Origin of the sequence: Streptomyces cinereospinus, assembly GCF_042430725.1 — a bacterium.
Taxonomy (GTDB): domain Bacteria; phylum Actinomycetota; class Actinomycetes; order Streptomycetales; family Streptomycetaceae; genus Streptomyces; species Streptomyces cinereospinus.
In genome coordinates, this window is record NZ_JBHMCY010000029.1 from 76,283 (window position 1) to 88,248 (window position 11,966).

The 11,966-nt window shown below is 74.3% G+C and carries 10 protein-coding genes; 1 reads left to right on the top strand and 9 read right to left on the bottom strand.

What is annotated here, in order from left to right:
- Positions 1 to 5: 5 nt before the first annotated feature.
- The 5 genes from ACFF45_RS17085 to proB form a co-directional block, all read right to left on the bottom strand.
- Positions 6 to 1,076, bottom strand: a complete 1,071-nt coding sequence (locus ACFF45_RS17085; protein ID WP_381346909.1) for an SCO2583 family membrane protein — start codon at positions 1,074 to 1,076, stop codon at positions 6 to 8.
- A 111-nt stretch (positions 1,077 to 1,187) separates the two neighbouring features.
- Positions 1,188 to 1,763, bottom strand: a complete 576-nt coding sequence (locus ACFF45_RS17090) for an SCO2584 family spore wall biosynthesis protein (protein ID WP_446697136.1) — start codon at positions 1,761 to 1,763, stop codon at positions 1,188 to 1,190.
- 99 nt (positions 1,764 to 1,862) lie between these two features.
- Positions 1,863 to 3,149 (bottom strand): glutamate-5-semialdehyde dehydrogenase, encoded by a 1,287-nt coding sequence (locus ACFF45_RS17095; protein WP_381346912.1) that lies wholly within the window; start codon positions 3,147 to 3,149, stop codon positions 1,863 to 1,865.
- Positions 3,150 to 3,245: 96 nt separating this feature from the next.
- Complete coding sequence (locus tag ACFF45_RS17100) at positions 3,246 to 3,710, bottom strand: DUF8830 family protein (protein ID WP_512701187.1); 465 nt, start codon at positions 3,708 to 3,710, stop codon at positions 3,246 to 3,248.
- Positions 3,711 to 3,897: 187 nt separating this feature from the next.
- Positions 3,898 to 5,025 (bottom strand): glutamate 5-kinase, encoded by a 1,128-nt coding sequence (gene proB, locus ACFF45_RS17105; protein ID WP_381346914.1) that lies wholly within the window; start codon positions 5,023 to 5,025, stop codon positions 3,898 to 3,900.
- 225 nt (positions 5,026 to 5,250) lie between these two features.
- Between proB and ACFF45_RS17110 the strand changes: the two genes are divergently transcribed.
- Entirely contained in the window at positions 5,251 to 5,481 is a 231-nt protein-coding gene (locus ACFF45_RS17110; RefSeq protein WP_381346915.1) for a hypothetical protein, read from the top strand.
- 121 nt (positions 5,482 to 5,602) lie between these two features.
- On the opposite strand, the gene obgE is transcribed toward ACFF45_RS17110, so the two are convergent.
- From obgE to ACFF45_RS17130, 4 genes are all read right to left on the bottom strand, one after another.
- Positions 5,603 to 7,039, bottom strand: a complete 1,437-nt coding sequence (obgE, locus tag ACFF45_RS17115) for a GTPase ObgE (protein WP_381346916.1) — start codon at positions 7,037 to 7,039, stop codon at positions 5,603 to 5,605.
- A 105-nt stretch (positions 7,040 to 7,144) separates the two neighbouring features.
- A complete protein-coding gene (gene rpmA, locus ACFF45_RS17120) occupies positions 7,145 to 7,399 on the bottom strand; it encodes a 50S ribosomal protein L27 (protein ID WP_014672692.1) in 255 nt (84 codons plus the stop codon).
- A gap of 14 nt (positions 7,400 to 7,413) precedes the next feature.
- Positions 7,414 to 7,734, bottom strand: a complete 321-nt coding sequence (rplU, locus tag ACFF45_RS17125; RefSeq protein WP_004931419.1) for a 50S ribosomal protein L21 — start codon at positions 7,732 to 7,734, stop codon at positions 7,414 to 7,416.
- A 235-nt stretch (positions 7,735 to 7,969) separates the two neighbouring features.
- The coding region (locus ACFF45_RS17130) for an Rne/Rng family ribonuclease (protein ID WP_381346917.1) at positions 7,970 to 11,966 on the bottom strand (3,997 nt) is incomplete at its 5' end.

Genomic DNA, 11,966 nt, shown 5'->3' on the forward strand with positions numbered 1-11,966 from the left:
GCGGCTCACACCTTAGGCTGCGCGCCGTCCGCCAGCGTCCCGCACAGCGCCGTCGTGCCCCGCGGTGCGTACGGGTCCGTGCCGGCCGGGCCGCCCGGCTCGGGGGCCTGCCCGGCCAGCAGCGGGCGCAGCCGGCCGGTGGCGTCCTCGGCGCAGGACAGCGGCCCGGCCCGGAGCGAGGAGCCGACCAGCTCGGCCTGGCGCAGCCGCAGGTCGTCACGGTCGAACCGGAAGTGCAGCTCGCGCCGGACGGTGAACAGCGACGCCGCGGCCCGCTCACCGGCGCCGGCCGGTCGCAGCGCGTACACGAACGTGTGGTCCGTGACGACCTCCAGGGTCGACGCGTCGGCCTCGGCCGCCTCCAGCCGGCCCTGCACCCGGATCCTGCGGTCGGCGAGCTCGGCCCGGTCCGCGTCGAAGCGCACCAGCCAGCCGGTGGGGGCGTGCCGGCCGTCCGCGGCCGGCTGCCGGAAACTGCGGTCGAACTGGTCGAGCTGCTCCGGATCGAGCAGCACGCGCACCGGCCTGATCTGTCCGCCGGTGAGCACCTCGGGGTAGAGCGAGGAGCGCACCAGGTAGTCCTTGGCGGTGGTCAGCGCGGTGATGACCTGGGCGTCGGAGAAGTTCGCGGTGCGCCGGGCGGCCGGCAGCGCGATGCCCTCGGCGCCGACACGGAACTGGGCCGCCGGACTGGCGGCGTACAGCCGTTCGAGGTCGGTGGCGCCGGGCACCTTGCCGTGCGGGGCGAGCGGGACGACGGTCATGCGCAGCGGGTCGACGGGCTGGCGGGCCTGCGGCGTCGGGTACGGGTGCCGTACGCCCATGTAGAGGGCGGTGCCGAAGGCGACCGCGATCAGCAGGAGCAGGACCAGCGCCTGCCGGGACAGGCCCCGGCGCAGGGGTGGCCGGCGGCGGACGGCGGGCGCGTGGTCGGCGATGCGTTCCCGCGCGGAGAACTCCTGGAGGCGGGCAGCGCGCACGAACGATTCGTCGAAGACGACGGATCGGTATTCGTCGTCCGCACCGTTGGGGGCGCCGTCGGGGGTCCCCTCAGGTGGGTCTCCAGGCCCGCCCATATCTTCAGGGTAGGTCGCGGGAAGCCGCGGTAAACGCCTGCTTCTGCGACAACTTCTGACAGGTACTCACCAGGCCGGCGGGCCTCCGCGCGACCGTGCGGAACCGGCCGTTCAGGGGGTGCGCGGGACCGCCGGGACGGCCGGCCGGGAGTGGTCGGCGGAGGCCGGGGGCGCGGCCGGGGTGCCGTGCTCCAGACCGGTCGAGGCGGGCGGCGGGACCCGGTCCTGGCGGCTGGACGAGGCGCTGCGGTAGACCGCGGCGAAGGCCAGGGCGACCATGCCGACGCCCATCACCAGGGCGAGCAGCCAGGCGACCGGACGGTGCCAGCGGACGTGCTTCCCGTACGGCCCGGCCGGGCCGTCGTGGCCGTCGAAAAGGTCGGTGCCGTCCAGGTCGTCGAAGTCCGGGTCGTGGCCGAAACCGCCGGGGCCGTCGGGTCCGTACCCGTCGTCGTACCGGTCGCCCCTGCCGTGCGCCCGGCGGGCCTCCGCCTCCGAGGCCTCGGCTCTGGCCTGGGCGGCGGCCAGGAGGCGCTCGACGGCGGTGGGCTCGTGCACCACGGCCGCCCGTACGAAGGCCTCGTCGAAGACCACGGAGGCGAACTCTTCGTCCGACACCCCGCGGTCGTGGTCGTCGTCGGGCTCCCAGCCGTCCGGGAACGGCGTGCCCCCCACGTCCTCCGGCACGGATCCAGAGTAGACCTGGGGGGTCAATTTGGGCAGACGGCAAAGAAATTCATCCGCTGGCTGAGACGTCCCCCGCGGGCGTGCGCCGGGGCGCGTGCCTCAGCGCCGTACGTGCCCGTCGCCGGTGACGATGTACTTCGTGCTGGTCAGCTCCGGCAGCCCCATCGGGCCGCGGGCGTGCAGCTTCTGGGTGGAGATGCCGATCTCGGCGCCGAAGCCGAACTGGCCGCCGTCGGTGAAGCGGGTCGAGGCGTTGACGGCGACCGTGGTGGAGTCCACCAGCTGGGTGAAGCGGCGGGCGGCCTGCTGGGAGGTGGTCACGATGGCCTCGGTGTGGCCGGAGGTCCACAGCCGGATGTGCTCGACGGCCTTGTCCAGCGAGTCCACCACCGCGGCGGCGATGTCGTACGACAGGTACTCCGTCTCCCAGTCCTCGGCGGTCGCCTCGACGACGGTGGCCTTGCTGTCCTTGGCGTACGCCATCACCCGCTCGTCGGCGTGCACGGTCACCCCGGCCTCCGCGAGGGCGTCCAGCGCGCGCGGCAGGAAGCGGGCGGCGATGTCCTGGTGCACCAGCAGCGTCTCGGCGGCGTTGCACACGCTGACCCGCTGGGCCTTGGAGTTGACCAGGATCTCGACCGCCGTGTCGAGGTCGGCGTCGGCGTCGACGTAGACATGGCAGTTGCCGGTGCCGGTCTCGATCACCGGGACGGTGGACTCCTGGACGACCGTCTGGATCAGCGAGGCCCCGCCGCGCGGGATCAGCACGTCGACCAGGCCCCGGGCGCGCATCAGCTCACGCACGCTCTCGCGGCTCTCGCCGGGCACCAGCTGCACGGCGTCGGCGGGCAGCCCGGCGCCGCCGACGGCGTCGCGGATCACCCGGACCAGGGCGCTGTTCGACGCGTAGGCGGAGGCCGAGCCGCGCAGCAGCACGGCGTTGCCGGACTTCAGGCAGAGCGCGGCGGCGTCGACGGTGACGTTCGGCCGGGCCTCGTAGATGATCCCCACGACGCCCAGCGGGACGCGGACCTGGCGCAGGTCGATGCCGTTGGGCAGGGTGGAGCCGCGCACGACCTCGCCGACCGGGTCGGGCAGCGCCACCACGTCCCGCACGTCGGAGGCGATGGCGCGGACCCGCTCCGGGGTGAGGGTGAGCCGGTCGACGACGGCCTCGCTGGTGCCGGCCTCCCGGGCCTTGGCCACGTCCTGGGCGTTGGCCTCGACGATCTCGCTCGTCCGGACCTCCAGCGCGTCCGCGATGGCGAGCAGCGCGTCGTCCTTCACGGCCCGCGGCAGCGGCGCGAGGTCGGCGGCGGCGGCCTTGGCACGGTAGGCGGCCCGGGTCACCGGGCTCATGGAGTCGTACGGCGAAAGCGTGGTCATGAGGGAAGGGTAGTGCGCCGGACAGGCCCGTCCAGCGGGTATCCCACACCCCGAGACGAGCGGGCGGGGCCTCGGTGCGGGGGCAGCGGGCGGGCCTCAGAAGGGGTGGACGCCCACGGGGGACGCGGGCGGCGGGCCGTAGCCCTCGGAGACGCGCTGGTGGTAGGTGATCCGGTCGATGACCTCCAGGCCGACGATCTCCCAGGGCGGCAGTCCGGCGGTCTGCCGGTGCTCGCCCCACAGCCGCAGCGCGACGGCGGCCGCGTCGTGCAGGTCGCGGGCCTCCTCCCAGTACCGGATCTCCGCGTGGTCGTCGGCGTACCTGCTGGTCAGCAGGAAGGGATGGTCGTGGGCGAGCTGTTCGAGGGCGCGCCGGACCTCTTTCAGAGGGGCCGCCTCGCCGGAGACGCTGAGCGTGACGTGCCACAGCCGGGGCAGCTCGGTGGGCTCCTCGCCCGGACAGCGGTCACCGGCGGCGACGCTCGTGAGGGCGCGCTCCTCGCCCACCGGGCGGGGGGAGGCTCCACCGACACCGCCGCGGGACGCTGCCCCAGGGCGCACTCGTCTCACGACGGCCTCCTTCACCCGATGGTCGAGCAGGGGTCGAGCCATGCCCGTACGGAACGTGCCACTGGGACAAAGTTGAGCAGGCGCCACGGGATCGCGGGGCGGTTTTGCGGAACGTCCACCTCAGGGCGGGGGCTTTTGCGGGGCGTTCCCCCTGTTTTCGGCCGCCCGCCGGCGCGCGTCAGTGCTGCAGGACCACCAGATCGTCGCGGTGGACGACCTCGCGCTCGTACGCCGGGCCCAGGTCACGCGCCAGCTCCCGGGTGGAGCGGCCGATCAGCCGCGGGATCTCCCTGGCGTCGAAGTTGACCAGACCGCGTGCCACGGCCCGCCCGCTGCCGTCCCGCAGCTCGACCGGGTCGCCCGCGCTGAACTCGCCCTCGACGGCGGCGATCCCGGCCGGCAGCAGCGACTTGCGGCGCTCCACGACCGCGCGCACGGCCCCGTCGTCCAGCGTCAGCGCCCCCTGCGGCGCGGAGGCGTGCTGGAGCCACAGCAGCCGGTCGGCGGAGCGCTTGCCGGTGGGGAGGAAGTACGTGCCGGTGTCCTGGCCGGTCAGCGCGTCGGCGGCGTGGATCGCGCTGGTGAGCACGACGGGGATGCCCGCGGCGGCGGCGATCCCGGCGGCCTCGACCTTGGTCACCATGCCGCCGGTGCCGACGCCCGCCTTGCCGGAGCTGCCGATCTCCACACCGGCCAGGTCCTCGGGCCCGCGCACCTGCGCTATCCGCGAGGTGCCGGGCTTGCTGGGGTCGCCGTCGTACACGCCGTCCACGTCGGAGAGCAGGACCAGCAGGTCGGCGCGGACGAGATGGGCGACGAGCGCGGCGAGCCGGTCGTTGTCGCCGAAGCGGATCTCGTCGGTGGCGACGGTGTCGTTCTCGTTGACGACCGGGAGGGCGCCCATGGCGAGGAGCTCGTCCAGGGTGCGCGAGGCGTTGCGGTGGTGGGCGCGGCGGCTCATGTCGTCGGAGGTGAGCAGCACCTGGCCGACGCGGATGCCGTAGCGGGCGAAGGAGGCGGTGTAGCGGGCGACCAGCAGCCCCTGGCCGACGCTGGCGGCGGCCTGCTGACGGGCGAGGTCCTTGGGGCGGCGGCGCAGGCCGAGCGGGGCGAGTCCGGCGGCGATGGCGCCCGAGGAGACCAGCACGATCTCCTTCTCGCCGCCGCTGCGGACCTTGGCGAGGACGTCGACGAGCGCGTCGACCCGGTCCGCGTCCAGCCCGCCGGAGGCGGTGGTCAGCGACGAGGAACCCACCTTGACGACGATCCTGCGGGCCTCGCGTACGGCCTGCCTTGCACCTGCCACGTGCTGTCTGTCCCCTCGCCTAGGTACGGCGCCCTCGTCCGGGTGCGGCCGCCCTTGCCCGGGTCCGGCTGGCTCACCCGGACACGGCCGCCCGACACCGCAATCTACGCGAAGTGGATCGTCGGCGGCGCACCGGTCCAGCGTCCGGACGTCGGTGTCCGCGCCGTGGCCGGAAAGCGCCGCTTCAGGTGGCGGACTGTGCGGCTCCCTTCGGTTCGGCCCCCGGTGCGGCCTGCGGCCCGGTTCGGCCTGCGGTACGGCCCGCGGCTGGGCGGTGGCCGCCCCCTCGGCCGGCGGCCGTACCGCGCCTTCTGCCCCGGCCTCCGACCCGATCCCGATCCCGCCCCCGGCACCGGCACCGGCACCGGCGACAGCAGCGGCACCGGCGACAGCAGCGGCAGCGGCAGCGGCAGCGGCAGCGGCAGGGTCGGTGTGCGGCTCCTGGCCGAGCGGTGACCCGTTCCGGCCCCACCACCCCGGTTCCGCCACCCAGGCCCCGGCGAAAAGACCGCCGCCGCGTCCGTGACGGACGCGGCGGCGGTCAGCGGTTCACCGGGCCTTCCGGCCGGGCAGGTGTCTAGAACGGCTCGAAGTCGTCGTACTCCCGCTGCAGCTCGTCCCGTTCGGCCTCGCGGTCCCGGCGCCGCTGCACCGCGGGGCGCTGTTCCTCGAAGCGGTGGTCCTCGCCCCGGCGGCCCAGCATCTCGGCACCGGCCATGACGCTCGGCTCCCAGTCGAACACGACGGCGTTCTCCTCGGGCCCGATGGCCACACCGTCCCCGGCCCGGGCACCGGCCTTGACCAGTTCCTCCTCCACACCGAGCCGGTTGAGCCGGTCGGCCAGGTAGCCGACCGCCTCGTCGTTGTTGAAGTCGGTCTGCCGCACCCAGCGTTCCGGCTTCTCGCCGCGCACCCGGAACAGCCCGTCGTCCTCGCGCACGACGGTGAAGCCCGCGTCGTCCACGGCCCTGGGCCGGATGACGATCCGCGTCGACTCCTCCTTCGGCCGGGCGGCCCGCGCCTGCGCGACCAGTTCGGCCAGCGCGTACGACAGCTCCTTCAGGCCGGTCCGGGCCACCGCCGACACCTCGAACACCCGGTAGCCGCGCTCCTGGAGCTCCGGCCGCACCATCTCGGCGAGGTCCTTGCCGTCCGTCACGTCGATCTTGTTCAGTACGACGATCCGCGGCCGGTTGTCCAGGCCGCCGTACTCGCGCAGCTCCGCCTCGATGACGTCGAGGTCGGAGACGGGGTCGCGGTCGGACTCCAGCGTCGCGGTGTCCAGCACGTGCACCAGCACACTGCACCGCTCCACGTGCCGCAGGAACTCCAGCCCCAGGCCCTTGCCCTGGCTGGCCCCGGGGATCAGTCCGGGCACGTCGGCGATGGTGTAGACGGTCGAACCGGCGGTGACGACACCGAGGTTCGGCACCAGCGTGGTGAAGGGGTAGTCGGCGATCTTCGGCTTGGCGGCGCTGAGCACGGAGATCAGCGATGACTTGCCGGCGCTCGGGTAGCCCACGAGCGCCACGTCGGCCACGGTCTTGAGCTCCAGGACGATGTCCTGGAGGTCCCCGGGCACGCCCAGCAGCGCGAAACCGGGCGCCTTGCGCCGGGCGGAGGCCAGCGCGGCGTTGCCGAGACCGCCCCGGCCGCCCTGGGCGGCGACGTACGAGGTGCCGTGCCCGACCAGGTCGGCGAGGACGTTGCCCGCCTTGTCCAGCACCACGGTCCCGTCCGGCACCGGCAGCACCAGGTCCTGGCCGTCCTTGCCGGAGCGGTTGCCGCCCTCGCCGGGCTTGCCGTTGGTGGCCTTGCGGTGCGGGGAGTGGTGGTAGTCGAGCAGCGTGGTGACCGACTGGTCGACGGTGAGGATCACGTCGCCGCCGCGGCCGCCGTTGCCGCCGTCCGGTCCGCCCAGCGGCTTGAACTTCTCACGGTGGACGGAGGCACAGCCGTGACCTCCGTTACCCGCGGCGACGTGCAGTTCGACGCGGTCCACGAAGGTGGTCATGGTGTGGTGCCTCCAGTTACGTACGGGAATGTCTCTTGAGCAACACGCGAAAGGCGGACCCGCTTCCCCGGAGGGAAGTGAGGTCCGCCTCGCGCAAGCTTCCGGTCAGGCGACCGGAACGATGTTCACGACCTTGCGGCCACGGTGGGTGCCGAACTGCACCGAACCGGCCTGCAGCGCGAACAGCGTGTCGTCGCCGCCGCGGCCGACGCCCGCACCCGGGTGGAAGTGGGTGCCACGCTGACGGACCAGGATCTCGCCCGCGCTGACGACCTGACCACCGAAGCGCTTCACGCCGAGGCGCTGAGCGTTGGAGTCGCGACCGTTACGGGTGGACGATGCGCCCTTCTTGTGTGCCATCTCTCCTCAGTCCCTTACTTCGCAGCCGCGGGGATCTCAGTGACCTTGATCGCCGTGTACTGCTGGCGGTGGCCCTGACGACGGCGGTAGCCGGTCTTGTTCTTGTAGCGCAGAATGTCGATCTTCTGGCCCTTGTGGTGGTCCACGACCTCGGCCTGGACCTTGATGCCGGCCAGCACCCACGGGTCGCTGGTCACAGCGTCGCCGTCGACAACGAGCAGGGTCGAGAGCTCGACCGTGTCGCCGACCTTGGCAGTGGAAATCTTGTCAACCTCGACGATGTCGCCGACAGCAACCTTGTGCTGGCGACCACCGCTGCGCACGATGGCGTACACGCGGATCTCTCTTTCGCTCGGAGAACGGCACCCCCGCAGGCCAGCCGCCGACGATGACACCGGCGGCCTCTCCCGGCCAACCGAATGCCCGGGAGGAAGAGGTTTACGGGGATGTGGCGTGTGCAGTGGACACGCCGAAGGGCAAGGTTACGGGGCGGTGGCCGAGGGGGTCAAACCGGGCCCCGCGGTGGGGATGCGGGGCCGGTCCCCCGGCCCCGCATCCCCACCGGTGGCGTCAGCCCTCGTCGGTCGAGACCGAGACGGTCGGCTGCGACTGCTCCGCCGCCGCGGTCTTCTTCGACGTCGCCTTCGCGGCGGCCGTCTTGGTGGCGGTGGACTTCGCCGCCTTCTTGGCCGTCGCCTTCTTCGCGGCCGTCTTCTTGGCCGCGGTCTTCTTGGTGGCGGCCTTCTTCGCCGTGGCCTTCTTGGCCGTCTTGCGGGCGGCCGTCTTCTTCGCCGGGGCGGACTCGTCGCCCTCGGCCCCGGCAACGGACTCGTCGCCCTCGGCCCCGGCAACGGCCTCGGCGGCGGCCTCCCGGGCCTCCACCAGCGCCTGCTCGGCCTCGTGGGCGGCCTGCTCGGCGACCGGCACCTGCGGGTCCGCCGCCGGCACGACCACCACGGCCGCCTCCTCCGGCGCGGTCGGCGCGGTCGCCTTGCGGACCGCACGGCGGCGCGGCCGGGCCGGGGCGGCCGCCTCGGCCGGCTCCGGCTCCGCCGCGACCGGCGACTCCACGACGGGCGACTCCGCGAAGGACGCGACCGACGGCTCCGTGGCCGACGGCTCCTCGGTCACCGGCGGCTGCGCCACGGCCGGCGCGGTCTCGGCGACCGTCACCACCGCCGCCTCCGCCGACGCCGGCGAACCGGCCGGCGCGCTCACCTTGCGGGTGGCCCGGCGACGGGTCCGGCCCTTGGGCGCGGCCTCCTCGGCAGGTGCCTCGGCGGGTGCCTCCGCGGGTGCCGGCGCCTCGACCACCGGGTCCTCGACGGCCACCGGCTCGGCGTGCACCTGGGCGGCCGGCTCCGGCTGCACCGGACGCGCGGCCTCCTCCGCCGCCGTCACGTCCTGAGCCGTGGGCGCCGGCACACCGGCCCCGTCGGCCCCGCTCTTCGGCGCGGGCGCGCCCGCCGGAGCGGACACCCGGCGGCTCGCCCGGCGCCGCGAACGCCCACGCCCCACGGCCGCCTCGGCCTCGGCGACGCTGCTGTACAGCTCCTCGTCCGGGGCGAACTCCGGCGCGGGCAGCGCCACCGGCTCGGCGACCTCGGCCGCCACCTCGGACTCGGTCTCGGCCTCCTCCTCGGCGGTCTCGCCGACCTCGACGACACCACCGGCCACGGCCTCGTGCAGGTGCTCCGGCTGCTCGGCACCGGCCCGCGCGCGCTTCTTGCGCTTGCCGCCGCCACCGGCGGCCGCCGGCTGCTCCACGTGCACGATGACGCCGCGCCCGTTGCAGTGCACGCAGGTCTCGGAGAACGACTCCAGCAGGCCCTGCCCGACCCGCTTGCGGGTCATCTGGACCAGGCCCAGCGAGGTCACCTCGGCGACCTGGTGCTTCGTACGGTCCCGGCCCAGGCACTCCAGCAGGCGCCGCAGCACCAGGTCCCGGTTGGACTCCAGCACCATGTCGATGAAGTCGATCACGATGATGCCGCCGAGGTCGCGCAGCCGCAGCTGGCGCACGATCTCCTCGGCCGCCTCCAGGTTGTTCCTGGTGACCGTCTCCTCCAGGTTGCCGCCCTGGCCGGTGAACTTGCCGGTGTTGACGTCGACGACGACCATCGCCTCGGTCCGGTCGATCACCAGCGAACCGCCGCTGGGCAGCCAGACCTTGCGGTCCAGCGCCTTGGCGAGCTGTTCGTCGATCCGGTACGTGGCGAAGACGTCGACCTCGGAGGTCCACTTCTGCAACCGCCCGGCGAGGTCCGGCGCCACGTGGGAGACGTACCCGTGGATCGTCTCCCAGGCGTCCGGGCCGCTCACGATGACCTTGGAGAAGTCCTCGTTGAAGATGTCCCGCACGACGCGGACGGTCATGTCCGGCTCGCCGTACAGCAGAGTCGGCGCGTTGCCGCTCTTGGCCTTCTTCTGGATGTCCTCCCACTGCGCCTGCAACCGCTCGACGTCCCGGCGCAGCTCGTCCTCGCTCGCGCCCTCGGCGGCGGTGCGCACGATGACGCCCGCGTCCTCGGGGACGATCTTCTTGAGGATGGTCTTCAGCCGGGACCGCTCGGTGTCGGGCAGCTTGCGGCTGATGCCGGTCATGGAACCCTCGGGCACGTACACGAGGTAGCGGCCGGGCAGGGAGACCTGGCTGGTCAGACGGGCGCCCTTGTGGCCGATCGGGTCCTTGGTGACCTGCACCAGGACGGACTGGCCGGACTTGAGCGCGGACTCGATGCGCCGCGGGCCGTTGGCCATGCCCAGCGCCTCGAAGTTGACCTCGCCCGCGTACAGCACGGCGTTGCGGCCCTTGCCGATGTCGATGAAGGCGGCCTCCATCGACGGCAGGACGTTCTGCACCTTGCCGAGGTAGACGTTGCCGACGTACGAGGTCGACTGCTCCTTGTTGACGTAGTGCTCGACGAGCACGCCGTCCTCCAGGACGCCGATCTGCGTGCGGTCGCCGTTCTGGCGCACCACCATCACGCGCTCGACGGCCTCGCGCCGGGCCAGGAACTCGGCCTCGGTGATGATCGGCACGCGGCGGCGGCCCTGCTCGCGCCCCTCGCGGCGGCGCTGCTTCTTCGCCTCCAGACGGGTGGAGCCCTTGATGGACTGCACCTCGTCGGACGGCTCGGCCTTGGGACGCGGCTCACGGACCTTGACGACCGTGCGCTCGGGGTCGTCGGTGGACGGCTCGGCGTCCGGGGCGGAGTCACCGGCACGGCGGCGCCGGCGACGGCGACGGCGGCTGCTGGCGGACGAACCCGCGCCGTCCGCGCCCCGGTCCTCGTCCTCGGCGTCCTCCTCGACCTGCTCGGCGGTGTCCTCGGCGTCCTGCTCGGCCTGCTCGGCGGCGAGCTCGTCGGTGTCGCCCTCGGCGAAGTCACCGGCCTCGCCCCGGCGGCGGCGCCGGCCACCGCGACGGCGGCGGCGCCGCGACCCGGGCTCCTCGCCGTCCTCGTCCTCGGCGACGTGCTCGGCGGCCTCCTCCGCCTCCTCCGCCTCCTCGGCTTCCTCCGCCTCGTCCTCGCCCTCGTCCACGGCGGTCTCGACGGCCTGCGGCTCGGGCTCCTCCGCGACCACGGCCCTGCGCCGGCGGCGACGGCGCGCCCCGGCCTGCTCCTCGGGGAACTCCTCGGCCTCGGGGGCCTCCTCCGCCGCCTCCGCGGCCGCTTCGGCGGCGGCCCGCTCGGGCGTCTGGAACCTGGGCTCGGTGAACACCGGCGGCTGGAACACCGCGACGGCGGGCCGCGCGGGCCGCTTGGGGGCCTCGGACTCGTCGCCGGCGGGCTGCGCGGGCGCGGCGAAGCCGGTCGCCGCCTTCCGTACCACCCGGCGCCGCGCCCGGCGACCGCCCTGCTCGGCGGCGGCTTCGGCGGCGGGCTCGGTCACGACGGGCTCCGCGGCGGGGGCGGGCCGCTCGGCGGCCTCGGTCACGGCGGTCTCGGTCGCGACGGGCTCGGCGGGCCCGGTCTCGGCGGGCTCGGTCTCGGCGGGCTCGGTCACGACGGGCTCGGCGGCAGCGGCGCGGCGGCGGCGCGTGCGGCGCGGCGCGGCACTCTCGTCGGCCTGTGCGGCGGCGGCCTCGGGAGCCTCGGCGGTTTCGGCAGCCTCACTGGTCCCGGCAGCCTCGGCAGTCCTGACAGCCTCGGCAGTCCTGACAGCCTCAGTGGTCCCGGCACCCTCGGCGGCCCTGACAGCCTCAGCGGTCCCGGCAGTCTCGGCGGCCTCACCGGCCTCGGCGGTGGCGCTCTCGACCGCCTCGGCGGGCGCCGACACCCGGCGCGTGGCCCGGCGGCGCACCCGGCGGGGCGCGGCCTCCTCGGCCACTCCGGCCTCGCCGGTCGCTGCGGCCTCTCGGCTCTCCGCAGCCTCTCGGGTCTCCTCGGCTGCGACGGCGGCCGGGGCCTCGGCGGCGGGCGCGGCCTCCTCGCGAGGTCCGGCCTCGTCCGCGGTGGCCGGAGCCCCGGCGGGCGCGGACGTCCGGCGCGTGGCCCGCCGACGCGTACGTCCGGCGGGCGCGGCCTCCTCGGCCGGCGCGGTCCCGGCCTCGGCCGCGTTG

What these genes read in the sequence shown, in the direction of transcription:
- ACFF45_RS17085 (WP_381346909.1), bottom strand. Translation starts at nt 1,076, where the DNA reads ATGGGCGGGCCTGGAGACCCACCTGAGGGGACCCCCGACGGCGCCCCC.
- ACFF45_RS17095 (WP_381346912.1), bottom strand. Translation starts at nt 3,149, where the DNA reads ATGACCACGCTTTCGCCGTACGACTCCATGAGCCCGGTGACCCGGGCC.
- obgE (WP_381346916.1), bottom strand. Translation starts at nt 7,039, where the DNA reads ATGACCACCTTCGTGGACCGCGTCGAACTGCACGTCGCCGCGGGTAAC.
- rpmA (WP_014672692.1), bottom strand. Translation starts at nt 7,399, where the DNA reads ATGGCACACAAGAAGGGCGCATCGTCCACCCGTAACGGTCGCGACTCC.